Source organism: Nocardioides humi (genome assembly GCF_006494775.1).
GTDB classification, from domain to species: Bacteria; Actinomycetota; Actinomycetes; order Propionibacteriales; family Nocardioidaceae; genus Nocardioides; species Nocardioides humi.
This window is the reverse complement of sequence record NZ_CP041146.1, coordinates 923,483-947,765: the sequence shown is the minus strand read 5'-3', so window position 1 is coordinate 947,765 and position 24,283 is coordinate 923,483. Positions and strand designations below refer to the sequence as shown.

The window sequence follows — 24,283 nt, the reverse complement described above, 5'->3', positions numbered from 1 at the left end:
CATGTCCCACCCGATGATGTGGGTGTTCGCCGTCCTCATCGTGCTGGCGATGGGCGGTGTCGCCCTGCTCGCCGCCGGCCGCGGCGAGCCGATGGCGCCGGCGTACGACGACCGGCCGGACGCGCTCGTCCCGGCGGACCGGCCCGTGCGGGCCGACGACCTGCGCCGGGTCCGCTTCTCGCTGGCCGTCCGGGGCTACCGGATGACCGAGGTCGACGCGCTGCTCACCCGGCTGGCGGCCGAGATGGAGCGGACGGCCGCGCCGGCGTCCGTGCCCGCCCCGGCCACCCTGGTGCGGCTGGTCGCCGAGAAGTGGGCCGCCGAGCATCCCGCCGGAGCCGACATCCTCGACTTCTCCGCCGAGAGCGTCGACCAGGTCGAGTCCTCCCTCGACCAGTGGTCGCGGCAGCCCGAGCGCGGCCTGGCCGTGGACGAGAGCGACGTGTGGGCGGCGGGCGCCTACCTCGGCGAGGTCCTGGTCCGCGCCGTCCCCGGGGCGTGCTGGTCCCAGCAGGTGGCGTACGACGGCGTGCCGGTCGTCGAGATGCCGTCGGGCCGCCTCGCGAACCCGCTCGGCAGGGCGATGGAGCGCTTCGACGGCGACGAGGCCGACAGTGTGATCGCCTTCGTCCGGGCCGCGCTGGCCGCCGAGCAGCGGGTGGTGTGACCAGGGTGGCCGCGTCCGGTCAGGGCGTGGCGTCCTCGAGGTTCGCGATCGCGACCTCCATCGCGGCCAGGAGCTGGCCGAGCGGCACGCTGACGGACTTGTCGCCGAACTCGGACACGTCCAGCACCAGCACCCGGTCGCCGACCTGGGCGGCGATCCACCGGTCGTGCTTGCCGTCCGGCTCGGAGGTGAGGGTGTAGGCCTTGTCGGCGCCCTTCACGTCGATGTCGGTGAGATAGCCCTGGCTGCGCCACTGGTCGATGGTGACGTCGCCCTCGGCCTGGACGCCGGAGATGGTCCGCACGAAGGCGCCGTCGAGGAGCTCCCCGCCGGTGTGGCCCGGCGGTGTGTACCAGATCTGCAGGTCGCCGTACATCGCGTTCTCGTCGCTGCCGGGCTCGCGCTGGCGGCGCTCGCACCGGTTCGACACCGACCGGCTGCCGGGCAGGTGGTTGCGCCGGAGGCGGACCTTCGGCTTGAGGACGACGCTCTCGTCGGTGACGGTGTCCGGCACGGCCCGGCCGGTCGCCGTCGCCATCGCCTCGTCGTCGAGGACGTCGCAGACCCGCGCGAACGGCGCCCAGCCGTCGGCGGCCGTGTCCGGCCACCAGGAGTCGACCCGGGTCTGGTCGAGGTCGGGATCGGCCAGGCGCTCGTCGATCCGCCGGAACGCCTCCTGGGTCTGCTGGACGGTGCCCTTGATGCTCACCGCGTCGAACGGCGTCCCCTGGTACTGGCTGCGCTTCAGGCGGAGCACGAGGTTGCCGCGCAGGGCCTCGAACCACCCGCGTCCCGACACGAAGGCGATGTCCTCGCCGATGGCCGGCGTGCGCACGCCGCCGCCCTTCGCCTCGTTCTCCTTCTGGATCTCGAGCAGCCCGCGGAGCACGTCGGCGAGGGGGCTGTCCTTGCGGAGGTCGCGCTCGATCTGCTTCGACAGCGTGCCGCGCCCCAGGCGCAGCGTCGACGCGAACGCCTTGCGTGCGGCGCGCTTCGAAGGGTACTGGTCGACGTACAGCTGGACGGAGGTGTTGGCCTTGTCGTCGAAGCGGTACCAGCACTGGCTGTCGACCTCGCGGCCGTTCGGGTACACCGGCTGGGGAGAGTCGATGCCCTCCTGCGTGATGTCGGCGTACGGGCCGGGCTTGCCGTAGATCTCGCGGACGTCGTCCGGGCCGAGCAGCCGGCACGGGCTGACGTAGCGGAACGCGCCGATCAGCAACGGCTTCGGCGCGGGCTCCTCGCTGGCGACGGCCGACGCGGACGGCGCGGCGGTCGTCGGCGTCCCGTCGCCGCGCGCGCCGGGCTCGTCGGCGGAGCAGCCGGCCAGCAGGGGGAGCAGGAGGAGCACTGACGTGAGCGGCGCCAGGACGGTTCGGGACACGTCGGCGACCTGCCCGCGAGCGATCGGTCCCAAACCGCGGAACCACCGGGCCCGACACCCGGCTTGTCGAGGTGCGCTGCGCCCGCCGCACGGCATGAGGGATAATGATCTGGCGCACAGTCGGGTGCACAGGGCTCCGGCGGATCGCAGAGGTAGTGGAAGAGGGGTCCCGCATGGCGGCGATGAAGCCTCGGACCGGCGACGGTCCGCTCGAGGTCACCAAGGAGGGTCGCGGCATCGTGATGCGCGTCCCGCTCGAAGGTGGTGGCCGACTCGTGGTCGAGCTCAACGCCGAGGAGGCTGCCGCGCTCGGCGACGCGCTCAAGAATGTCATCGGCTGACGCACGGCACCCGGTCCTCCCGGGCCAGGTCTCACCCCCGAATTCGCCGCCAGCGAGCTGCGTCCCGGCGCCATCAAGGGCGTCGACGTCGTCGCGCTCCCGGTCCTGCCGCGTGACGACGGAGGGGTGCTGCTCGGGCCCGGGGCCGACGAGCTGGCCGACGAGCTCGGCCTCGACCTGGTCGGCATCGCCGAGGTGCACGGTCTCACCGGCGCCACCGCCGAGGTCGCGGTGGTCCCCGTCCCCGACGGCGCGCCCGCCAACCCCGCCCTGCGGATGCTGCTGCTCGTCGGCGTCGGCGCCGCCCGGCCGATCGACCTGCGCCGCGCGGGCGCCGCGATGGCCAAGGCGGCGCGCGATCGGGCCGCCGTCGCCACCTCGATCCCCGCTGTCGCCGAGGACACCTCGCCCGACGACCCCGTCGCGCTCGAGGCGTTCGTGGCGGGCACCATGCTCGGCACGTTCGTCTTCCACTGGCGCTCGACCGGCCCCGAGCACCAGCCCGTACGACGGGTGGTGCTCGCCGGCGCGACCACGGACCGGGCCGCCCTGGAGCGCGCGGTCGCGCTCGGCGGCGCGGGCTGGCGCTCGCGGCTGCTGGCGACCGTGCCCTCGAACCTGAAGAACCCCGCGTGGCTGGCCGCGCAGGCCGAGGAGATCGCGGCGGCGAGCGGGCTCGACGTACGCGTCTGGGACGAGGGCGACCTCGACCGCGACGGCTTCGGCGGCATCCTCGCCGTCGGCGCCGCGTCCGCGACCCCGCCTCGCCTGATCCGCCTCGACTACACACCCGCCGGCGTCTCGGCCCGCGCGGCGAAGAGGCTCCCCGTCGTCGTCCTCGTCGGCAAGGGCATCACCTTCGACTCCGGCGGCCTGTCCATCAAGCCCGCCGCGTCGATGGGCTCGATGAAGCGCGACATGACCGGCGGCGCCGTGGTCCTCGCGACCATGGCCGCGCTCGCCGACGTCGACTGCCCGGTGCGGGTGGTCGGCCTGGTCGCGGCCGCCGAGAACGCCATCTCCGGCAGCGCCCTGCGCCCCGGCGACGTGATCCGCCACCACGGCGGGCGCACCACCGAGGTCGGCAACACCGACGCCGAGGGCCGCCTGGTCCTCGCCGACGCCCTGGCGTACGCCGTCAGCGAGCTGAGCCCCGCCGTCGTCGTCGACGTCGCCACTCTCACCGGCGCGGTCAAGGTCGCCCTCGGCCAGCAGGTCGGCGGCCTGTTCGCCAACGACGACGCCCTCGCCGCCGTGCTCGACGCCGCCGGCGCGCGCGCCGGCGAGCCGGTCTGGCGCTTCCCGCTCTACCGCGGCTACGAGGACAAGCTCGCCTCCAAGGTCGCCGACGCCGCCAACGACCCGGGCGGCGCCGGGGCCATCACGGCGGCGCTGTTCCTCCAGCCCTTCGTCGGCGACGTGCCGTGGGCCCACCTCGACATCGCCTCGGTCGGCGACGTGGAGAAGGAGTGGCACGAGTGGACCGTCGGTCCCTCGGGCTTCGGCTCCCGGCTGCTGCTGTCGTGGCTCGGCTCGGCCGAGCCGCTGTCCGGCGTCGGGGCGTAGGCGCTCAGTCCCCCTCGGGGACCCACTCCTTCTTCGCGACCAGCAGCCCGTCGCCGACCGGCAGCAGCGCCGGCACCAGGCCCTCGGTCGCCGCGACCTGCTGCACGAGCTCGCGGATCGCGACCGTCTCGTCGTCGCGCTGGGCCGGGTCGGCGACCCGGTCGTGCCACAGCGCGTTGTCGAACGCCACCACGCCGCCGGGGCGGAGCAGGCGCAGCGCCTCGGACAGGTAGGCGGCGTACTCCCGCTTGTCGCCGTCGGCGAAGACGATGTCGTAGTGGCCGTCGGTCAGCCGGGGGAGCACGTCGAGCGCGGAGCCCGCGATGGTGCGGACCCGCTGCGGCGCGACGCCGGCGTCCTTGAAGGACTCCTTCGCCAGCCGCTGGTGCTCGGCCTCCACGTCGACAGTGGTCAGCACGCCGTCGGGGCGCATGCCCCGCAGCAGCCAGACGCCGGAGACGCCGGTGCCGGTGCCGATCTCGACCACGGCACGCGCCTCGAGGGCGGCCGCCAGGAAGCGCAGCGTGGAGCCGGTCCCGGCGCCGATCGGGGTCACGCCGACCTCCTCGGCGCGCGCCCGGGCGGCGGCGAGGACGTCGTCCTCGGCGACATAGGTGTCGGCGAAGGTCCAGCTGGTCGCGTTGATCGGTGTCGGAGCCACGACCTCACCCTAGAGCGTGCGAGGCCCCGGAGAGCGGACCGTCGCCGGGAACACTCGCTCGTCGCCGATCGTTGTGGCCAAATGATAGGGGAGTTCACAGGGAACCCTCAGGACGGTTCCCTACGGTGAGAGGAGCCCGGCCACTTGGCACTGATCCAGCGGAAGAAGGCCACGATGAGGGAGCCCGTCGATCCCCACCCCCAGCCCACCGGGCAGGGGCGGTCCGAGCTGGACTGGGGGCGCATCGTCGAGGAGCACTCCGACCGTGTCTACCGGCTCGCCCTGCGGCTGACCGGCAACCGCCACGACGCCGAGGACCTCACCCAGGAGGTCTTCGTCCGCGTCTTCCGCTCGCTGCACACCTACACGCCCGGCACCTTCGAGGGCTGGCTGCACCGGATCACCACCAACCTCTTCCTCGACCAGGCCCGCCGCAAGCAGCGGATCCGCTTCGACGCGCTGTCCGACGAGCGCGCCGCCCGGCTCGCGAGCGCCTCGCCGGCCCCCGACCTGGCGTACGCCGACCAGACCTTCGACGACGACGTGGCCGCCGCGCTCGCGTCCCTGCCGCCCGACTTCCGTGCGGCCGTCGTCCTCTGCGACATCGAGGGCCTCAGCTACGAGGAGATCGCCGAGATCCTGGGCGCCAAGCTGGGCACCGTCCGCTCGCGGATCCACCGCGGCCGGGCGCTGCTGCGCACCGCGCTGGCCCACCGGGCGCCTGCCGACGGACGGACCCGGTACGCCGGTCCGGCGCCGTTGTCCGTCGCCGGGGGAGCCACGACGTGATCGGCCACCTCGGGAACCGGGTCAGCGCGCTGCTCGACGGCCAGCTCTCCGCTCGGGAGGCCGAGGAGGCGTGGTCCCACGTCTACACCTGTCACGCCTGCCGCGACCTGGTCGAGCGGGAGGGCTGGGTGAAGACCCGCCTGGCCGGGCTGTGCGAGGGCGAGCGCGGCGCGCCGTCCGACCTCAAGGGCTCGCTGCTGAGCATGCCCCCCGGCGGCGCCCTGCTGGCCGGCCACGAGCCGCACCCCGCGCACCGTCGTACCAGCACGGGCGTCGTGATGATCGGCGGCAGCGCGATCGGCGCGGCGATGCTCGGCGTCCTCGCCCTGGGCTTCGCCCCCGGCACCGCCCCGCCGGCCGACCGCCGCCCGCCGGCCAGCCAGATCAACACCACCGTGCCGAGCCCGTCCGGGACACCGCTGCGCGTGCCCGGCAGCACCAGCGCACCGGGAACCCTCGGCACGATCGTGCCGGTGCCGCTGCGCCGGATGCTGCCCTGAGCTTGGATCCACCGATTTGCCGCTGCTGCGCGCCACCATCCGGGCGCGCTGGCGGCGTTAGCGACGCTCGATGGTGCAACCAGACCGCCGTCGCGCCGCTGCCTTGCCATCACACCCGCCTGGTGACGCTCGCGACGCGGCGAATCGGTGAATCCAAGCTGAGCTTGGATCCGTAAGTCTCTCGGCTGGCCCGGGAGGGTCGGGTGTGGCTGAGCCGACGCGGGCCGGGTGTGGGGCCATCGGACATGATGGACCCGTGAACGACGTGCCCGACCCCGATCACGAGCCCACCGAGCCGCTGGAGCCGCTGGAGCCGCTGGACCCGGTCGAGCCCGTCCACACCCAGTGGGCCCCGCCGGCCCCCGGCGCCGTCCCGGCCCCGGGCGCCGCGCCGGCGCCCGACCCCGCGCCGGCTCCCGCGCCGGCGCCCGGCCTGGCGTCGCCGTCGGGCACGGTCCCCGAGCCCACGACCCCTCTCCCGGGCCTGGCGCCGTCCCTGCTCCCGCCTCCGCCCGTGCCGCCCGACCTGACGGTCCGGATGCCCGCGTCGCACGCCGACCGCAGCCGTTCCCGGCTCCCGGGCTGGGTGATCCCCGTGGTCGCCGCCGTCGCCCTGGTCGTCGGCCTCGGCGGCGGCCTGCTCGGCGCGCTCGCCTACGACCGGATCTCCGAGGACTCGCCCGCTGGCCCGGGCTACTCCGGCGACGGCCTCGCCGGCGTCGACCTCGAGGACTCCCCGCCGCTGGCCGCTCCCGGCTCGGTCGCCGACGTCGCCCAGGCGGTGCTGCCGAGCACGGTCCAGATCATCGCCGAGTACGGCGGCGAGGCGGCCGGCGCGAGCGGCTCCGGGTGGGTGATGGACGGCGACGGCCACATCGTGACCAACAACCACGTCGTCGCCGACGCCGCCCAGAACAACGGTCCGATCGTCGTCGTCGACCACGACCGCAACCGGTACGACGCCGAGGTGGTCGGCCGCAGCCCCATCTACGACCTGGCGATCCTCTACGTCGAGGACCACGACGGGCTGAAGCCCGCCAAGCTGGGCCACTCGGCGAAGCTCCAGGTCGGTGAGCCGGTCGTCGCCATCGGCTCCCCGCTGAGCCTGCCCGACACCGTCACCTCGGGCATCGTCAGCTTCCTCCACCGCCCGGTCACCACCGGCTCCTCGCGGGACTCCCAGTCCTGGATCGACGCCATCCAGACCGACGCGGCGATCAACCCCGGCAACTCCGGCGGCCCGCTGGTCAACCAGAAGGGCGAGGTGGTCGGCGTCAACTCCGCCATCGCCACCGCGGGCGGCGGCTCGATCGACTCCGAGGCCGGCAACATCGGCGTCGGCTTCGCCATCCCGGTCGAGCAGGTCCGGGTCACCGCCGACCAGATCCTCAAGACGGGCAAGGCGCAGTACCCGCTGATCGGCGCCGAGGTGAAGACCGGCGGCATCCCCGGCGGCGACGGGGCCGAGCTCAGCAAGATCAACTCCGGCAGCCCCGCCGAGAAGGCCGGCCTGCGCAAGGGCGACGTGATCACCCACGTCAACGGCAGCCGGGTCACCGACGGCAACGCCCTCATCGTCGCGATCCGCACCCACCAGCCCGGGGAGACGATCGAGTTCACCTTCACCCGCGGCTCGGACGAGAAGAAGGTCGAGGTCACCCTCGACGGCCAGGAGGGCTGACCCGCTCGTCGGCCCCGGAGCGCGCCCGGCGGTCAGTCGGCGTCGGACTCCACGAAGGGGTGCTCGGCGACGTACTGCTCGGTCTCGCGGTACTGCTGCTTGATGTACTCCTCCAGCCGGCTGCCCTCGACCCGCCACTGGCCGCGGCCGCCGATCTTGATCGCCGGCAGCTCACCGCGGCGGACGAGCGCGTAGACCTGCGCGCTCGAGGTGTTGAGCACCTCGGCGACGTCGGCGAGCGTCAGGAACCGCGGACTGACCGGACTGTCGGGCATGCGCCCATCGTCGCATCCGAGGCCGGCCGATGCAGCCAGCGGCACCGCGCGCCTGTGGATGACCAGGTGACGCCGGCACGATCGCCCTGCATGATGAAGAAGTGACCTGTCTCGGAGATGCCTCACCCACCCGCGCGCCCAGGACACGCACCTCGCTGCGTTGGCGTCGCTCGGAAGACAGCCCGGTATGCCGTCGCTCCGCCGCCTTGCGATGCGCATGCCCTGAGCACGCCTGCGGGCAAGCCACCTCCGAGACAGGCCACTCGTGACTCGAGATCTCGGGAGCTCGACGGGCACGCCTGTCCCGCCTGCCGCCCAACGGGTGGCACGTCCGGCATGGCGCGACCCCCGGTTGTGGCTCGGCGTCCTGCTCGTGACGGGCTCGGTCGTCGTCGGCGCCCGGCTGCTGGCCGCGGCCGACGACACCGTGACGGTGTGGGCGATGGCGGGCGAGCGGGGCGCCGGTACGCCGGTCGTGGCCGACGACCTCGTCGTGCAACGTGTGCGGTTCGCCGACGATGCCGCCCTCGGCCGCTACTTCGCCGCCGACGAGCCGGTGCCGGGCGACCTGGTCCTGGTCCGCGGGGTCGGCGCGGGGGAGCTGCTGGCCCGCTCGGCGGTGGGCGCGGCGCGCGAGGAGGCGGTGCTGCGGGTGCCGCTCGAGGTCGATCCCAACCGGGTGCCTCCGGACGTCGCCGCCGGGTCGGTGGTCGACGTGTGGCTCACCGACGGGTCCGGTCCGGTCGCGACGCCCGCGGGCACGGCCCGGTCGGCCGAGAGGAAGGCCGACAGCGAGGAGCCCGCCGGGCCGGCGCTGAGCCGCGTCACGGTCGTCGCCGCGCCGGCGTACGACGACACCTTCGCCGTCACCGGCGCCCGCCAGCTGGTCGTGGCGGTCGACGACGAGCGGGCGGCGGAGTTCGAGCAGCTCCTCGGCGCGCTCCAGGACCCGGTGATCCGGATCCTGCAGCGGTCGTGAGGCCGCGATGCCCGGCGTGACCGTCGTCCTGCTGGTCTCCTCCGGCGCCGCGTGGGAGTCGCGGGCGCTGACCGCCCTCAACGAGCATCCCGGCACGGTCCTGCTCAAGAGATGCGTCGACGTCGCCGACCTGCTCGCCGCGGCTCGCACCGGCCAGGCCGACGTCGCCGTGGTCGCCGCCGACCTGCCCGGTCTCGACCAGGGCGTCGTCGACGACCTGCTCCAGCACGGCGTCCACGTGGTCGGCGTCGCCCCGGACCCCGAGCTCACCGAGCCCCGTGCGGCCCGGATCGGCATCGTCACCGTGCTGGCCGCGGACCGCGCGGCCGAGCTGGCCGGCCTGGTCGCCGACCTCCCCGACGGCGCAACCCCGTCCGTCCCGGCGTACGACGACCGGCCGGTGCCCGACCCGACGCGGCCGGCCCCAGGACGGGCCGACGGACCGGCCGACGGTCCCGCGGGCCGCGTGCTGGCGGTCTGGGGCGCCGGCGGGGCCCCGGGCCGGACCACGCTGGCGAGCGGCCTCGCCGGCGAGCTGGCCCGGCGCGGGCTGACGACCCTGCTGATCGACGCCGACCCCCACGGCGGCGCGGTCGCCCAGCAGCTCGGGATCCTCGACGAGGTCTCCGGCCTGCTCTCCGCCGCCCGGCTCGTCGCCGCGGGCACCCTGGACGAGCGGCTCGCGACCGTCCAGCGCCGGCTCTCCGACCGCCTGCGGGTGCTGACCGGGCTGCCCCGGCCGGATCGGTGGGCCGAGCTGCGGCCCGGGACGCTGACCGCGATCGTCGAGCGCGCCCGCGAGGGCGTCCAGGTGGTGCTCGACACCGGGTTCAGCCTCGAGCCCGACCCCGGCGACGTCACCGGACGGCCCGAGCGCAACGGACTCACCCGGGAGGCGGTGGCGGTCGCCGACGAGATCCTGCTCGTCGGCTCCGCCGACCCGGTCGGCCTGGCCCGGCTCGCCCGCGCGCTCACCGACGTCCACGAGCACGTGCCGGATCCGCGGGTCCGGGTCGTCGTCAACCGGATGCGGCCGACGCTGGGGTGGCGCGAGGCCGACGTGGTCGCGATGCTCTCCGGCTTCGGCGCCCACCTCGGCGTCCACTTCCTGCCCGACGACCAGCCGGCCGTCGACCGCGCGCTGGTGGCCGGCCGGCTCCTCGTCGAGTCCGGCGACTCGCCGCTCACCCGCGGGATCGCACGGGTGCTCGACGCGGTGGCGGGGGTGGCGGGGTGACCGGGATCGCCTCAGCGGTCATACCGAGTTATACTCGGCGCATGAAGACCGCCATCTCCGTCCCCGACGAGATCTTCGCGCGCGTCGAGCGAGTCGCGGGCAGGCACGGCATGAACCGCTCGCAGTTCTACTCCGCAGCGGCGGAGCGCTACGCCGACGAGCTCGAGGACGCCGACCTCACCGCCGCCATCGACGCGGTGGCGGACGAGGTGAACGCGGACGAGTCGTCCCGGTTCGCCGCGGCCGCCGGAGTTCGGCTGGCGGCAGGGATGGCGGACGAGTGGTGAACCGTGGCGATGTCCACTGGTGCGACTTCGGTGCTCCGAGCGGGAGCGGCCCGGCCAAGCGGCGTCCTGTCCTGGTGGTCCAGTCCGACAGCTACAACCGGAGCCGGCTGGCGACCACAGTCGTCATGGCGCTGACCTCGAACACCGCGCTGGCCGCGATGCCGGGCAACGTATTCCTCCCGGCGACGGGCACCGGGCTGTCGAAGGACTCGGTGGCGAACGTGACGGCACTGGCGACGGTCGATCGACGCGACCTCGACGTCCATCCGGTGGGCCGGGTGCCGGACCACCTCATGCACGAGGTGGATCGCGGCGTCCGCCAAGTGCTCGCCCTGTCCTGACGCCCGGCGCTCGGTGAATACAGACTCAGGCGCTGAACAACAGGAGCAGCCCGCCGGCGGTGAATCCCACCATCACGGCCAGCAGCGGCAGCTGGCCGGTGATCTGGTCGCGCTTCGGCAGCAGGCTCAGCGCCCGGTCGTGGGCCGCGACCGCCGCCACCACGTGGCCGACCACCACGGCGAGCACCTTGACCGTGGCGAGCACGTCGGGGTGATAGGAGAACCAGTACGACGGCTCGACCCCCGCCGTACCCAGGATGTCCCACCCCCTGCCCAGCGGGTCGCTGGCCCGTGCCAGCGTCTGCGTGCCGACGTCGATGAACAGGGTCAGGTAGTGGGCCACGATGTAGCCGAGGATGATCGGCACGATCGAGTGGGCGTACCGGCGGGGCAGCTCGCGCCGCGACACGTCGCCGCGTGAGGGCGTCAGCGCGCTGCCGACGCTGAACAGGATCCCGGCGACCAGGCAGAAGACGAGCAGCGCCACGTTGTCGAGCAGGAACTTGCTGACCGACGCGTTCTGGTAGGTCTTCACCCAGAAGGACGACTCGGCGAAGGAGTCGAAGGCGGTGCTGCCGAACAGGACGGCGACCACGGCGACCAGGCCGGGCCTCGACGGGATCGTCGACAGGTTCGCCAGCGGGCTGCGCACGACGAGACGTCCGTCGACGCGCGCCCAGGGGGAGAGCTTGGCGATGAGCGAGGAGTAGACCTCGAACGGGTCGGCGTTCTCGTAGAAGCGGTTGCCGAAGACCGCGCCGCCGATCAGCATCACGCCGACGTAGACCGCGCACCACAGCCGTACCGAGCCCAGCTCGGTGGGGTAGCGGTAGGCGAGCTCCAGCCACACGAACGCGTACAGGCCGAGCGCGGCGGGCCAGTGGCCCAGCCGGTCGGGATAGCGGAGCAGGCCCTCGTCGGGGTCGCTGCCGGAGAGCCGGGCGATCCCGGCGTTGATCGTCCGGACCGGGCTGATCGCCCGCCACACCGGGCCGAGCAGCGCCGAGGCGAAGACCAGCCCGACCCACCACCAGACGTAGAAGATGCCGAAGAACGGGTTCGTCAGGCTGTCCTTGCCGAGCACCGCCACGAACACCGTGTACAGGGCGATGACCATGCCGAGCACCCGCAGCGCGACCCGGAACGCGGTCGAGCCGGTGACCGTGTCGAGGAATGCGGGTGCGGGGCGCCCGGCGAACCGCCCGGCGTCGTACCGGGGACGACGCCAGGCGACGACGAGGACGGTGAAGGAGACGACGAGGGCGGCGACCGCGCCGGACACGGCGAGCTCGAGGGAGATCGGCAGGTCGGCCTGGCCGCCGATGCCGTGGGCTTCGACGGTCCCGGAGGCGGCGATCATCGGACTTCGAGCTGCACGATGATCTGCGGCGGGTCGTGCGACTCCACTTCGATCACGCCCGGCCGGTCGATCGAGATCGGGAACGTCTTGGTGCCCGCCTCGTAGGCGAACTCCTGCTCCGGGTCGGAGTGCATGTGCAGCGAGCCGGCGGTGTCGGCGGTGACCACGAGGTCGATGGGCTGCCCGGCCGAGACCTTGACCCGGTCGCCCTTCGGCGTGATCTCACCGCCCTCGACCGTGATGTCGACGACGACCGTCTCCTCGGAGCCCGTCTTGTCCTCGGACCCGCACGCGGTGGCGGTCCCGAGGAGCAGGGTCCCGGCGAGCACCGCACCGAGGGCACGACCGATGCGCAGCCGCTGCATGCTTCCTCCTCCTCACACAACACCCGTGGACGAATCCACGGATGGTCGATGTCGTCTGCCAGAATCTCACGGTGATCCCAAGGCGACCGGATGGGGCCGGTCGCTGAGTCATCCCGGGGATCCGTCCAGAGGGTTGGAGTACGACGTGGTGGATCGGGTGCGCCCACGCGACCTGACGTTCCTGGAGCAGGAGTCGCCGCAGACGCCGCAGCACAACGCGACCATCGAGATCTTCGATCCCGGTGAGGGCCCCGACGCGTTCGACCACTCCCGCCTGGTCGGGCTGATCCGCGACCGGATCGCGTTCGTGCCGCGCTATCGGCAGCGGCTGCAGGCGATCCCCGGCCACCTGGCCAACCCGGTATGGGTCGACGACGAGGGCTTCGACCTCGGCTTCCACGTACGACGCTCCGCGCTCCCGCGCCCCGGCACGTCCGCGCAGCTCCTCGAGCTGGTCGCGCGGATCGTGTCCCGTCCGCTCGACCGCACCCGCCCGCTGTGGGAGATCTACTTCGTCGAGGGACTGGAGGGCGGCCGGGTCGCGCTGCTCTCCAAGACCCACCAGGCGCTGGTCGACGGCGTCCACACCGTCGACCTCGGCCAGCTGCTGCTCGACCTCCAGCCGGAGGCGCGCGCGCTCGAGCCCGACGACTGGCAGCCGCGGCGCTCGCCCAACCCGGCCAACCTGCTGGCCGCCGCGGTCCGCGACAACCTCACCGACGCCGGCGAGCTGCTCGACACCGTTCGCACCGGCTCCCGCGCCCTCGCGCGCACCGCCGACCGGCGCAGCGAGCGGGCCCGCTCCTTCCTCGCCGCGGCCACCGGCCGGCGCCCGAAGTCGAAGGGCGTCATCAACGGGCCGCTCTCCCAGCAGCGCCGGATCGTCACCGTCGAGACCCGGCTCGCCGACTACCGCCGGGTCCGCGAGGCCCACGGCGGCACCGTCAATGACGTCATCCTCGCCACCGTCACCGGCGCCCTGCGCGCCTGGCTGATGACCCGCGCCGAGTCGCTCGGCGGGCTGCGGCAGGTCCGGGCCGTCGTCCCCGTCTCGGTGATCGACGAGGAGCTCGAGGCCACCTCGCTCGGCAGCCAGATCGCCGCCCACTTCGTCGACCTGCCCGTGGGCGAGCCGAGCCCGGTGGTGCGGCTGCACCAGGTCTCCTACTCCTTCCAGGCCCACAAGGACACCGGCCGCAGCGTCGCGGCCAACCGGCTCGCCGGGATCGCGGGCTTCGCGCCCACGACCTTCCACGCCATCGGCTCGCGGGTCGCCTCGATCGAGCTGCGCCGCGGCTACCAGCTGTCCGTCACCAACGTGCCCGGCCCCCAGGCCCCGCTGTACGCCGCCGGCGCCCGGATGCTCGCCAGCTACCCCGTCCCGCCGCTCACCCCGGGCACCCGCTCGCGATCGGCGTGACGTCGTACGACGGCGGTGTCTACTACGGCATCACCGCCGACCGCGACTGGATCCCCGACGCCGACCTGCTCGGCGCCTGCCTGCGCGAGGCGCTCGACGAGCTGATCGACCTGTCCTCGGCCACCCGCCAGCGCGCGCCGCGCGGGCGTCGTACCGCCAAGTCGACGGCGAAGGGATCGAGCACGACCAAGGGGTCCGCGAAGGACGAGCGGTCCTGAGTGGGACCATGGTCCACGTGATCCCGCTGCATCTCGGCGCCCTGCACCCGGTCGAGCAGATCGCCACGATCGTGCTCGCGTTCGGGCCGTTCGTCGTGCTGGGGATCGTGATCGCCGTCCGGCGCCGCGCCGAGGCGGGCGAGGACGACGACGCACTGCTGGACGACCCCCAGCACCACGACGCGGACTAGCGGACTCAGCTGCTGAGCCACTCCTTGCCGGTGCGCTCCTCGGCCCGCAGCGCACTGCCGAGCAGCTTGGCCAGCAGCTCCTCGATCTTGCCCGCGACGAGCGGGATCTTGACCTTGATCTCCAGCTCGACGGTCTCCACGGTGGCGCCGTCGGCCTCGACCAGGGTGGCGGTGCCGGTGATCTCGCCGGGCTTGCCGGGGATGCCGACGGTCACGGTGGCCTTCAGCGGGCTCGACCAGGTCTCGGTCTGCACGATCGTGGTGGTCTCGCCGATGAACTTCTTCGCGAACGCCGGCACCTTGTCGGTCGGCTGCTCCATCTCGATCCGCACGGCCTTCGCGTCGACATTGCCCTCGATCTCGACGGCGTACGACGTCGCGCGCTGGTTGCGGCACACGGTCTCCCGGAACACCGGGTCGGACAGCATGGCCGCGACCTCGATCGCCGGGGCGTCGTACGTCATCTCGTGCACCAGTCGGGTCGCCATCTCAGTGCTCTCCCTTCAGCCAGGCCGTGCCCACCGTGTGCTCCACGGTGAGGCCTGCGTCGATGTTGTCGGCCATCAGCCGCTCCAGCTTGCCGGCCACCAGCGGGACCTTGACGGTGACGTCGAGGTCCTGGACGTACGTCGTGCCGGCCCCGGCGTCGGCCACGAGCCGGACAGTACCCACCGCCCTGGTCGGCTTGCCCGGCGCGGTGATCTCGATCGTCCCCGACGTCGCGTCGGCCCACTCCTCGCGGACCAGCGCCTGCGTGGTCTCGCCGGCGATCCTCTTGGCGATCGCGGGCAGCCCCGCGGTGTTCTGCACCTGGTCGCTCACCAGCGTGAACCCGGCCCCGGAGCGGGTGACGGTCACGTCGATCGAGACGACGCCCTGGGCGGCGCCGACCCGCTCCCGGAAGGCGGGGTCCGCGAGCATCGCGAACACCTCCGCGGGCGGCGCGTCGTAGGCGAGCTCTCGGTTGTATCGCATACGAGACATCATGTCGCATTCGCTGTTGTGAGCGGCGACGGCGAGGTCCTAGTGTCGAGTCGTGTCAATGACGACGCTGCCGCCCTCGGCACAGGGGGCCGACCGTGACCGCATCTTCGAGCAGGCCGCCGCGGCGGCCGGACCGCGCAGAGGGTCGGGGGCGCCGCCCCGCGAGGCACTCCCCGCCCTGCTGCCGGCCTACTACCGGCACGTCGACACCGACGAGCTCGCGTCCCGCAGCGACCTCGACGTGTACGGCGCCTTCGCCTCCCACCACCACCTGGCCCTCGACCGCACACCGGGCCAGGTCAAGATCCGGGTCCACACGCCGACCGTGGCCGAGCACGGCTGGTCGGCCGGCAGCCACTCGGTCGTCGAGGTCGTCGTGGACGACATGCCCTTCCTCGTCGACTCCCTCACCATGGAGCTCTCCCGCGGGCTGCACGACGTCCGCACGGTCGTGCACCCCACCTTCGACGTACGCCGCGACGAGTCGGGGCGCCTGATCTCGGCCGAGCCGGTGGCGTCGGGGTCGACGGCCCCGGTCGAGGGCACGGTGCGCGAGTCGTGGATGCACATCGAGATCGGCCGGCTCAGCGGCGAGGGCGACGACACGCCCGAGCAGGTCGCCGCCGACTGCCGCCGGGTGCTGGGCGACGTCCTGGCCTCGGTCGAGGACTGGCCCGGCATGCAGGAGCGGGTGTCCGAGGTCGTCGCCGGCCTCGCCTCCGACCCGCCGCCGCTCGACGCCGAGGAGGTCCGCCAGGCCGGCGAGCTGCTCCGCTGGCTCGCCGACGAGCACTTCACCTTCCTCGGCTACCGCGAGTACGTGCTGGACCGGGTCCGTATCGATGGTGGCGTCGACGGCGACGAGGGCCTCGAAGATGATGTGCTGCGCCCCGTCCCCGGCACCGGCCTCGGCATCCTGCGCGAGCACCCCGCCGAGGGGGACACCTCGATCGCGTTCAGCCGGCTGCCCGACGCGGTCAAGGCCAAGGCCCGCGAGAAGCGGCTGCTGGTGCTGGCCAAGGCCAACTCGCGCTCGACGGTGCACCGCCCGGCGTACCTCGACTACGTCGGCGTGAAGACCTTCGGCCCCGACGGCGAGGTCGTGGGGGAGCGCCGGTTCCTCGGCCTGCTCTCCAGCGCCGCCTACACCGAGTCGCTGCTGCGGATCCCGCTGCTGCGCGAGAAGGTCGAGGAGGTGCTCGCACGCAGCGGGTACGACGCCCGCAGCCACGACGGCGCCGCCCTGCTCGACACGCTCGAGACCTACCCTCGCGACGAGCTCTTCCACACGCCGGTCGACGAGCTGGCCCCGATCGTCGAGGCCGCGATGCAGGCCCGCGAGCGCCGCGCCGTACGCCTGTTCATCCGCCGCGACACCTATGCGCGCTACCTCTCGGTCCTCGTCTACCTGCCCCGCGACCGCTACAACACCGGCGTACGGCACCGGTTCGTGCAGATCCTCACCGAGCAGATCGGCAAGGGCCGGATCGGCCCGGACTCGGTGGAGTTCAACGTCAGCATCAACGAGTCGACGACCGCGCGCGTCCACTTCGTCGTGCACCTGCCCAAGGGCGAGCTGATCCCCGACGACATCGACACCGTCGACCTCGAGCGCCGGCTGGTGGAGGCGTCCCGGTCCTGGCAGGAGGACTTCCTCCAGGCCGTCATCACGGAGTACGGCGAGGAGGTCGGCGCCCTGCTCGGCCGGCGCTACCTCGACGCCTTCCCCGAGGCCTACAAGGAGGACTTCACGCCGCGCACCGCCGCGGTCGACCTCGGCCGGATCGAGGGGATCCGCGGCGAGGATGGCCGCGACCAGCTGCTCTACGCCGAGGTCGACGCCGACGACGGCGAGGCGCGGTTGAAGATGTTCCGCGTCGGGGAGCCGCTCTCGCTCAGCGCGGTGCTCCCGATGCTCGCCTCGATGGGCGTCGAGGTCGTCGACGAGCGGCCCTACGCCCTCGCCGGCCTGGAGCGGCTGACCCACATCTACGACTTCGGCCTCCGGTACGACGAGCCGCTGCCCGACCACGCCCGCGAGCTGTTCTCCGCCGCCATGCGCGCCATGTGGGACGGCCAGACCGAGACCGACGGCTTCAACCGCCTCGTGCTGCGCGCCCAGCTCACCTGGCGCCAGGCGATGCTGCTGCGCGCCTACGCGAAGTACATGAAGCAGGGCAACAGCCCGTTCGCCGTCGACTCCATCGAGCAGGCGCTGGTCGACAACGTCGACCTGGCCCAGCTGCTCGTCGCGCTCTTCGAGGTCCGCTTCGACCCCGCGGGCGAGGAGGGCCGCACCGCACGCGAGGAGGCACTGGTCGAGAAGGTGCGCGCCGCCCTCGACGACGTCGTCAGCCTCGACCACGACCGGATCCTGCGGTCCTATCTCACCCACATCCGCGCGACCCTGCGCACCAACTACTTCCAGGCCGACGGCGGGACCCCCAAGCCGTACCTCTCGCTCAAGCTGGAGCCCTCCGCCATCCCGGACCTCCCCGAGCCCCGGCCGCGGTTCGAGATCTTCGTCTACTCGCCGCGCGTCGAGGGCGTGCACCTCCGCTTCGGCGCCGTCGCCCGCGGCGGCCTGCGCTGGTCGGACCGCCGCGACGACTTCCGCACCGAGATCCTCGGTCTGGTGAAGGCGCAGATGGTCAAGAACACCGTCATCGTCCCGGTGGGCGCCAAGGGCGGGTTCTACGCCAAGCAGCTCCCCGACAGCGCCGACCGCGAGGCCTGGCTGGCCGAGGGCGTCGCCTGCTACACGACCTTCATCCGCGGCCTGCTCGACGTCACTGACAACCTGGTCGCCGGCGAGACCGTGCCGCCCCCGGACGTCGTCCGTCACGACGCCGACGACTCCTACCTCGTCGTCGCCGCCGACAAGGGCACCGCGACCTTCTCCGACATCGCCAACGGCGTCGCGCAGGACTACGGCTTCTGGCTGGGCGATGCCTTCGCCAGCGGCGGCTCGGTCGGCTACGACCACAAGGCGATGGGCATCACCGCCAAGGGCGCCTGGGTCTCGGTGCGCCGGCACTTCCGCGAGATGGGCATCGACTGCCAGAACGAGGACATCACCGTCGTCGGCATCGGCGACATGTCCGGCGACGTCTTCGGCAACGGCATGCTCTGCTCCGAGCACATCCGGCTCGTGGCGGCCTTCGACCACCGCGACATCTTCATCGACCCCGAGCCCGACGCCGCGGCGTCGTACGCCGAGCGCCGGCGGCTCTTCGACCTCCCGCGCTCCAGCTGGCAGGACTACGACCGGTCCCTCATCTCCGAGGGCGGCGGCGTGTTCCGCCGGAGCGCGAAGTCGATCCCGATCAACAACCACATCCGCGCCGCGCTCGGCATCGCCGGGCACGTCGAGCAGATGACCCCGGCGGAGCTGATGCGGGCGATCCTGCTGGCGCCGGCGGACCTGCTCTGGAACGGCGGCATCGGCACCTACGTCAAGGCCGCCGCCGAGACCGACGCCGATGCCGGGGACAAGTCCAACGACGCGATCCGGGTCGACGGCGGGCAGCTGCGGGCCCGCTGCGTCGGCGAGGGCGGCAACCTGGGCTTCACCCAGCCCGGCCGGATCGAGTACGCCGCCAACGGCGGCCGGATCAACACCGACTTCATCGACAACTCGGCCGGCGTGGACACCTCCGACCACGAGGTCAACCTCAAGATCCTGCTCGACCGCGTCGTCGCCGACGGCGACCTGACCGGCAAGCAGCGCAACGAGCTGCTGGCGTCGATGACCGACGAGGTCGCCGACCTGGTGCTGCGCGACAACTACGACCAGAACCTCGCGCTCGCCAGCGCGGCGAAGAACGCCGTCTCGCTGCTGCACGTCCACGAGCAGTGGATGCGCGACCTCGAGGCGCAGGGCCTGCTCGACCGCGAGCTCGAGGCCCTGCCGTCCAGCCGGGAGGTCGCGCGCCGGATCGAGGCCGGCGGCACGCTCACCCAGCCCGAGCTGGCGGTGCTGATGGCCTACACGAAGATCGTGCTGGCCGAGGAGCTGCTCGCCTCGGACCTGCCCGAGGACCCGTACCTCAGCCTGGACCTGGAGTCGTACTTCCCCGCGCCGGTGCAGGCCGGCTTCCGCGACCAGGTCGGCGCGCACCCGCTGCGCCGCGAGATCATCGTGACCCAGGTCGTCAACGACCTCGTCAACGGCGCCGGCATGACCTACTGGCCGCGCCTGGCGGGCGAGACCGGCGCCAGCGCCGCCGAGCTCACCCGCGCCAACTTCGTCGCCCGGGAGATCTTCGGCTCGCTCGGCCTGCGCCGCGAGCTGGAGCAGTACGACAACGTCCTCGACGCGGCCGTGCAGACCCGGATGCGGGTGGAGATGCGCACCCTCGTCGAGCGCGCCTCCCGCTGGCTGGTCACCAACCGGCGGCCGCCGCTCGACAGCCAGGGCAACGTCGACTTCTTCGCCGCTCCCGTGCAGGAGACGATGCTCGAGCTGCCGCACCTGCTGACCGGCGCCGAGCTGGCGGCGTACGAGGCCCGGCGCGCCCAGCTGGTCAAGCAGGAGGTCCCCGAGGAGCTCGCGGCCCGGGTCGCGTCCTTCGACGTCGCCTACACGCTGCTCAACGTCGTCGAGATCGCCGACAGCCACGACCTGAGCCCCGCCGAGGTGGCGCGCGTCCACTTCGCGCTGGGGGAGCGGCTCGGCCTGTCCGCGCTGCAGCGCCGGATCGTCGACCTGCCCCGGGAGGACCAGTGGCAGACGATGGCCCGCGCCGCCCTGCGCGACGACCTGCACGCCGTCCACGCCCAGCTGACCGCCCAGGTGCTGGACGCCACCGCCGACGTCACCGGCACCGACGACCCCCACGAGGCCGCCGCCCGGCGGGTCTCGTCGTGGGAGGGCGAGGCCGGCGGGGTCGTCGACAAGGCGATCGGCGCCCTCACCGCGGTCTGCGCCGACGAGCCGACCGACATCGCGAAGGTCTCGGTCGGCCTGCGGGTGGTGCGAGGTTTGCTCGCCTGAGCCCCGGTTAGGGTCGTCAGGGATGACTGCCATCCATGTGACCGGACTGACCAAGCGGTACGGCGACCTGGTCGCCGTCGACGACGTGAGCCTCGACGTGGCCGAGGGGGAGTTCGTCGGGGTGCTCGGCCCCAACGGCGCGGGCAAGACCACGCTCCTGGAGATGGTCGAGGGCCTGCGCCGGCCGGACGCCGGCGGGATCGAGGTGCTCGGCGAGGCGGTGTGGCCGCGCAACACCCGGCTGCAGCCGCGCATCGGCGTCCAGCTCCAGGCCTCGTCCTTCTTCGAGCGGCTGACGGCGCGCGAGCAGATCCGCACCTTCGCGAGCCTGTACGGCGTCGGGCAGGCGACCGCCGACGCCTGGCTCGAGCGCGTCGGGCTCACCGACAAGGCCGAGACCCGCGTCGAGGACCTCTCCGGCGGGCAGGCCCAGCGGCTGTCCATCGCCTGCGCCCTGGTCCACGACCCGGAGCTGGTGTTCCTCGACGAGCCGACCGCGGCCCTGGACCCGCAGGCGCGCCGCAACCTGTGGGACCTGCTGTCCTCGATCAACGACAGCGGGCGCACCGTGGTGCTGACGACCCACTACATGGACGAGGCGGAGGTGCTCTGCGACCGGGTCGCGGTGATGGACCACGGCCGGATCCTCCAGTACGACTCCCCGGCCGCGCTGGTCCGCGGCCTCGATGCCCCCGCGGATCACGGTGGCGCCCGGCGTACTCGACACGGAGACGGCCGCCACGATCGACGGCGTCCTCGAGACCGACGAGGGCGTCGACGGCGTCGTGCTGGTGACCCGCGAGCCCACCGCCGTGCTCGGCACGCTGGCCGCCTCCGACCGGCTCGACGGCGTCCGGGTCCAGACCGGCACGCTCGAGGACGTCTTCCTGGCCCTGACCGGACGGGAGTACCGGGCATGACCACCCGACCGCAGTCCCCGTTCTGGGCCCTCTCGCTGGCCATCCTGCGCGGGTTCGTCCGCGACAAGGCATCGGTCTTCTTCGCGGTGATCTTCCCGCTGATGTTCCTGGTCCTCTTCGGAGGGCTGTTCTCCGACCAGGACCAGTCCAAGGTCGACATGATCCAGGTCGGCAGCGTCCCGCTCGTCCAGGAGCTGCCGGAGGGGGCCGAGGAGGCCTTCGAGGCCACCTTCGAGGTGACCCGCAGCGACGACCTCGCGGACGCGCTCGAGCAGGTGCGCAAGGGCGACGCCGACGTCGCGCTGGAGCAGCGCGGCGACGAGCTGATCGCGCACTACACGCAGACCGAGCAGGTCAAGGCGGCCGTCACCCAGGGCACGCTGCGGGCCTTCGTCGACGGCACCAATGTCGCCGTCAGCGGCACCCCGCCGAAGTTCACCCTGGTGACCGAGCGGGTCGAGGACGACTCCCTGACGACGATCCAGTTCGTCACTCCCGGGCTGCTGGGGTGGGCGATCGCGATGAGCGCGGCCTTCGGCGCCGCGGCCACGCTGCAGGGCTGGCGGCAGTCCAAGCTGCTGCGCCGCCTCCAGCTGGCCCCGGTCGGAACCGGCACCGTCGTCGCCGCCCGGATCACGGTCACCCTGTCCATCGCACTGGTCCAGTTCGCGATCTTCATCGGCCTCGGCGCCGCCGCCTTCGGGCTCCAGCTGACCGGCTCGTGGTGGATGGCGCTGCCTCTCATCATCGTCGGAACCCTGTGCTTCATGGCGCTGGGACTGTTCGCCGGCGCGGTCGCGAAGACGGTCGAGGGCGCCGTCAACCTGGCCAACTTCCTGGTCCTGCCGATGGCCTTCCTCAGCGGCTCCTTCTTCCCGCTCGACGCCGCCCCGGTCTGGCTGCGGCGGTTCTCGGACGTGCTGCCGCTCAAGCACCTCAACGAGGGGATGCTCGACGTCATGGTCCGGGGACAGGGGCCGGGCTCGGCGGTGGTGCCGCTGCTGATCCTGGCCGCCTTCGCCGCGGTGATCACGGGGCTCGCCGCGAAGCTGTTCCGCTGGGAGACCACCTGAGGACGGCAAAAACCCATAGGCTGCGACGGTGCTCGACATCGCCGTGGTCCTGGCCCTCCTGGCACTGATCATCGTCGTCGCCCGCCTCGCGGGAGCGGCGGTCGCCAAGATCGGCATCCCGCCGGTCGTCGGCGAGATCGGCGCCGGCGTACTGCTCGGCCCGAGTCTGCTCGGCATGGAGCTGAGCCAGGAGATCTTCCCGGTCGACCAGCGCGGGTTCCTCGACGTCCTTGCCCGGGTCGGCCTGGTGCTGTTCATGTTCGTCGTCGGCCTCGAGCTGGACCTCGGCCTGGTCCGGGGCCGGGAGAAGGTCGCGGTCTCGGTCTCGCTGACCTCGATCGTGCTGCCGTTCACCCTCGGCATCGGCCTGGCCCACCTGTTCGTCAGCAGCGGCGCCACCGAGGCGCTGAAGCCGGCCGACGCGGAGTTCTGGCCGTTCGCGCTGTTCATGGGCGCGGCGATGTCCATCACGGCGTTCCCCGTCCTGGCGCGGATCCTCACCGACCGGCGGATGCACCGCACCGAGACCGGCGGCCTCGCCCTCGCCTGCGCGGCCACCGACGACATCATCGCCTGGACCCTGCTCGCCGTCGTGCTCGCGATCGCCGGCGTCGACGGCGGCCACGGCCACCTGCCGAGCTGGGCGATCTACCTCGCCATCCCGTTCGTCGCCCTCGCCGTCTTCGTCATCCGCCCGGCGCTCACCTGGCTCACCCGCGCCTACCACCGGGCGGGCGAGCTCACCCCGACGGTCCTCTCGGTCGTGCTGGTCGGCATGCTCCTCTTCGCCGCCACCACCGAGGTGCTCGGCATCCACTACATCTTCGGCGCCTTCCTCTTCGGCGCGATCATCCCGCACGAGCAGGCCGCCGCCCTCCGGCACGAGATCCTGGTCCGCCTCGAGCAGATCTCGGTGCTCCTGCTGCTCCCGGTGTTCTTCCTGATCTCCGGCCTCAAGGTCAACATCCAGGGCCTCGGCACCGAGCACATCCTGCCGATGGTCGCCATCCTGGCCGTCGCCATCGTCGGCAAGTACGTCGGCGCGTACGTCGGCGCCCGGCTCCAGAAGGTCCCGCACTGGCAGGCCAGCTCGCTCGGCCTGCTCATGAACACCCGCGGCCTGACCGAGCTGATCATCCTCAACGTCGGCCTGGAGAAGGGCCTGCTCAGCCAGGAGCTGTTCACGATGATGGTGATCATGGCCCTGGTCACCACGGTGATGACCGGGCCGCTGCTCGGGTTCACCTATCCCCAGCGCCGGGTCGCCCGCGACATCGCCGAGGCCGAGCGTGCCGCTCTCGGCGAGGAGGCCGTCGACCGGATCCTGGTGCTCGCCCGCGACGACCAGGACAACCGGCTGCCCGTCGAGCTCGCCGTCGCCGCCCTGGCCGGCGCGCGCCCGGCCGAGATCGTGCTCGCCGACCTCACCCCCAGGGCCGGCCGCTCGAGGTCGGCAGCGGGATGTCGCTCGACCTCGCCGAGATGGCCTCCGCGATGGAGCGGCAGCAGGCGCTCGTCCACCGCGGCGAGGAGCTCGGCGTCCCCGTCCGGGTCATCGCGCACCCCAGCGCCGACGTCCAGGAGGACCTGGTCGAGCTGATCGGCGCGCTCCGCCCGCAGGGCATGGTCGCCTGGTCCGACGACCCCGCCCTCGACGCGGTCGTCGCCGCCAACGAGTCCCCGGTCCTCCTCGTCCAGGCCGGTACGACGCTCCCGGAGCCCGACGCGCCCGTGATCGTCGACTGGGCCGCCGGCGGCGACGGTGAGGCCGCCGTCGTGCTCGGCGCCCGGCTCGCGCTGGCCCGCGGGACCACCCTCGCCCTGCGCGGCGACGGCGGCCGGCGCCAGTCCGCCGCGCAGTCGGCCCTCGAGGCCCGGGGCGTCCGGTTCGCCGTACCCGGCGACGACCCCGGCCCCCTCGCCGCCGCGCCCCTCCAGGTCGGCCCCCTCGACGCCGCCGGTCCCGCCGTCCGGGTGCGGGCCGAGCTCGACGCCGCCCCCGTGGACTTCGCCGCCGTCCCGCTCGCCGCCGAGGCGGCTGTCTAGGA

General features: G+C 72.9%; 22 protein-coding genes and 1 pseudogene. 16 read left to right on the top strand and 7 right to left on the bottom strand.

Going from position 1 to position 24,283, the window contains the following annotated elements; genetic code table 11:
* Position 1 precedes the first annotated feature (1 nt).
* Positions 2 to 667 (top strand): DUF6278 family protein, encoded by a 666-nt coding sequence (locus FIV44_RS04630; RefSeq protein WP_219996292.1) that lies wholly within the window; start codon positions 2 to 4, stop codon positions 665 to 667.
* 19 nt (positions 668 to 686) lie between these two features.
* Here the strand turns inward: FIV44_RS04630 and FIV44_RS04625 are convergent, their stop codons facing one another.
* Positions 687 to 2,051, bottom strand: a complete 1,365-nt coding sequence (locus FIV44_RS04625; protein WP_141003440.1) for a hypothetical protein — start codon at positions 2,049 to 2,051, stop codon at positions 687 to 689.
* A gap of 173 nt (positions 2,052 to 2,224) precedes the next feature.
* Here FIV44_RS04625 and FIV44_RS04620 point away from each other — a divergent pair, with 173 nt between their 5' ends.
* Together FIV44_RS04620 and FIV44_RS04615 are read left to right on the top strand one after the other, a co-directional pair.
* Positions 2,225 to 2,392 (top strand): DUF3117 domain-containing protein, encoded by a 168-nt coding sequence (locus FIV44_RS04620; protein WP_181410991.1) that lies wholly within the window; start codon positions 2,225 to 2,227, stop codon positions 2,390 to 2,392.
* 126 nt (positions 2,393 to 2,518) lie between these two features.
* On the top strand, positions 2,519 to 3,958 hold the full coding sequence (locus tag FIV44_RS04615) for a leucyl aminopeptidase family protein (protein ID WP_246086808.1): 1,440 nt from the start codon (positions 2,519 to 2,521) through the stop codon (positions 3,956 to 3,958).
* A 4-nt stretch (positions 3,959 to 3,962) separates the two neighbouring features.
* Here the strand turns inward: FIV44_RS04615 and FIV44_RS04610 are convergent, their stop codons facing one another.
* Positions 3,963 to 4,619: an O-methyltransferase gene (locus FIV44_RS04610; protein ID WP_246086807.1), complete on the bottom strand. Its 657-nt coding sequence runs from the start codon at positions 4,617 to 4,619 to the stop codon at positions 3,963 to 3,965.
* 174 nt (positions 4,620 to 4,793) lie between these two features.
* Between FIV44_RS04610 and sigE the strand changes: the two genes are divergently transcribed.
* The 3 genes from sigE to FIV44_RS04595 all read left to right on the top strand — a co-directional run bounded on the left by sigE (position 4,794) and on the right by FIV44_RS04595 (position 7,589).
* A complete protein-coding gene (gene sigE, locus FIV44_RS04605; RefSeq protein WP_141003437.1) occupies positions 4,794 to 5,408 on the top strand; it encodes an RNA polymerase sigma factor SigE in 615 nt (204 codons plus the stop codon).
* Positions 5,405 to 5,908 carry an anti-sigma factor family protein gene (locus FIV44_RS04600; RefSeq protein ID WP_141003436.1) on the top strand — a complete coding sequence of 168 codons (504 nt, stop codon included), beginning with the start codon at positions 5,405 to 5,407 and terminating at the stop codon, positions 5,906 to 5,908. Before sigE ends, FIV44_RS04600 begins: the two co-directional genes overlap by 4 nt.
* Positions 5,909 to 6,164: 256 nt before the next feature.
* Positions 6,165 to 7,589, top strand: coding sequence for a S1C family serine protease (locus FIV44_RS04595; RefSeq protein ID WP_141003435.1), 1,425 nt, complete (start codon positions 6,165 to 6,167; stop codon positions 7,587 to 7,589).
* Positions 7,590 to 7,621: 32 nt separating this feature from the next.
* Here FIV44_RS04595 and FIV44_RS04590 read toward each other — a convergent pair whose 3' ends face one another.
* Complete coding sequence (locus FIV44_RS04590; protein ID WP_141003434.1) at positions 7,622 to 7,864, bottom strand: helix-turn-helix domain-containing protein; 243 nt, start codon at positions 7,862 to 7,864, stop codon at positions 7,622 to 7,624.
* Positions 7,865 to 8,186: 322 nt separating this feature from the next.
* Between FIV44_RS04590 and FIV44_RS04585 the strand changes: the two genes are divergently transcribed.
* The 4 genes from FIV44_RS04585 to FIV44_RS04570 are packed head-to-tail and all read left to right on the top strand — an operon-like array spanning position 8,187 to position 10,708.
* Positions 8,187 to 8,843 (top strand): hypothetical protein, encoded by a 657-nt coding sequence (locus FIV44_RS04585; RefSeq protein WP_141003433.1) that lies wholly within the window; start codon positions 8,187 to 8,189, stop codon positions 8,841 to 8,843.
* 16 nt (positions 8,844 to 8,859) lie between these two features.
* Positions 8,860 to 10,080: a CpaE/TadZ family protein gene (locus FIV44_RS04580; protein WP_141003432.1), complete on the top strand. Its 1,221-nt coding sequence runs from the start codon at positions 8,860 to 8,862 to the stop codon at positions 10,078 to 10,080.
* Between the two features lie 41 nt (positions 10,081 to 10,121).
* On the top strand, positions 10,122 to 10,367 hold the full coding sequence (locus FIV44_RS04575; protein WP_141003431.1) for a CopG family transcriptional regulator: 246 nt from the start codon (positions 10,122 to 10,124) through the stop codon (positions 10,365 to 10,367).
* Complete coding sequence (locus FIV44_RS04570; RefSeq protein ID WP_141003430.1) at positions 10,361 to 10,708, top strand: type II toxin-antitoxin system PemK/MazF family toxin; 348 nt, start codon at positions 10,361 to 10,363, stop codon at positions 10,706 to 10,708. The genes FIV44_RS04575 and FIV44_RS04570 overlap by 7 nt, the downstream gene beginning before the upstream one ends.
* 25 nt (positions 10,709 to 10,733) lie before the next feature.
* Here the strand turns inward: FIV44_RS04570 and FIV44_RS04565 are convergent, their stop codons facing one another.
* Together FIV44_RS04565 and FIV44_RS04560 are read right to left on the bottom strand one after the other, a co-directional pair.
* Positions 10,734 to 12,068, bottom strand: coding sequence for a hypothetical protein (locus tag FIV44_RS04565; protein WP_141003429.1), 1,335 nt, complete (start codon positions 12,066 to 12,068; stop codon positions 10,734 to 10,736).
* Positions 12,065 to 12,433 carry a hypothetical protein gene (locus tag FIV44_RS04560; protein ID WP_141003428.1) on the bottom strand — a complete coding sequence of 123 codons (369 nt, stop codon included), beginning with the start codon at positions 12,431 to 12,433 and terminating at the stop codon, positions 12,065 to 12,067. The genes FIV44_RS04565 and FIV44_RS04560 overlap by 4 nt, the downstream gene beginning before the upstream one ends.
* On the opposite strand from FIV44_RS04560, the pseudogene FIV44_RS04555 reads away from it, so the two are divergent.
* A pseudogene (locus FIV44_RS04555) lies at positions 12,417 to 14,071 on the top strand (WS/DGAT/MGAT family O-acyltransferase). The gene FIV44_RS04560 and the pseudogene FIV44_RS04555 overlap by 17 nt on opposite strands.
* Positions 14,072 to 14,088: 17 nt before the next feature.
* Positions 14,089 to 14,262 (top strand): hypothetical protein, encoded by a 174-nt coding sequence (locus tag FIV44_RS30250; RefSeq protein ID WP_181410990.1) that lies wholly within the window; start codon positions 14,089 to 14,091, stop codon positions 14,260 to 14,262.
* Positions 14,263 to 14,267: 5 nt separating this feature from the next.
* Here the strand turns inward: FIV44_RS30250 and FIV44_RS04550 are convergent, their stop codons facing one another.
* Entirely contained in the window at positions 14,268 to 14,750 is a 483-nt protein-coding gene (locus FIV44_RS04550; RefSeq protein ID WP_141003427.1) for a DUF2505 domain-containing protein, read from the bottom strand.
* Position 14,751: 1 nt separating this feature from the next.
* Complete coding sequence (locus tag FIV44_RS04545) at positions 14,752 to 15,237, bottom strand: DUF2505 domain-containing protein (RefSeq protein WP_181410989.1); 486 nt, start codon at positions 15,235 to 15,237, stop codon at positions 14,752 to 14,754.
* 67 nt (positions 15,238 to 15,304) lie between these two features.
* Between FIV44_RS04545 and FIV44_RS04540 the strand changes: the two genes are divergently transcribed.
* The 4 genes from FIV44_RS04540 to FIV44_RS30245 are packed head-to-tail and all read left to right on the top strand — an operon-like array spanning position 15,305 to position 24,281.
* Entirely contained in the window at positions 15,305 to 20,242 is a 4,938-nt protein-coding gene (locus FIV44_RS04540; RefSeq protein ID WP_141003425.1) for an NAD-glutamate dehydrogenase, read from the top strand.
* A 22-nt stretch (positions 20,243 to 20,264) separates the two neighbouring features.
* The gene (locus FIV44_RS31085) at positions 20,265 to 22,235 is read left to right on the top strand and encodes an ABC transporter ATP-binding protein/permease (protein WP_219996291.1); all 1,971 of its coding nucleotides are present in this window, start codon (positions 20,265 to 20,267) and stop codon (positions 22,233 to 22,235) included.
* A gap of 28 nt (positions 22,236 to 22,263) precedes the next feature.
* Entirely contained in the window at positions 22,264 to 23,835 is a 1,572-nt protein-coding gene (locus tag FIV44_RS04525) for a cation:proton antiporter (protein WP_141003423.1), read from the top strand.
* Complete coding sequence (locus FIV44_RS30245) at positions 23,730 to 24,281, top strand: type 1 periplasmic-binding domain-containing protein (RefSeq protein ID WP_181410988.1); 552 nt, start codon at positions 23,730 to 23,732, stop codon at positions 24,279 to 24,281. Before FIV44_RS04525 ends, FIV44_RS30245 begins: the two co-directional genes overlap by 106 nt.
* The last annotated feature ends 2 nt before the right edge of the window (positions 24,282 to 24,283 follow it).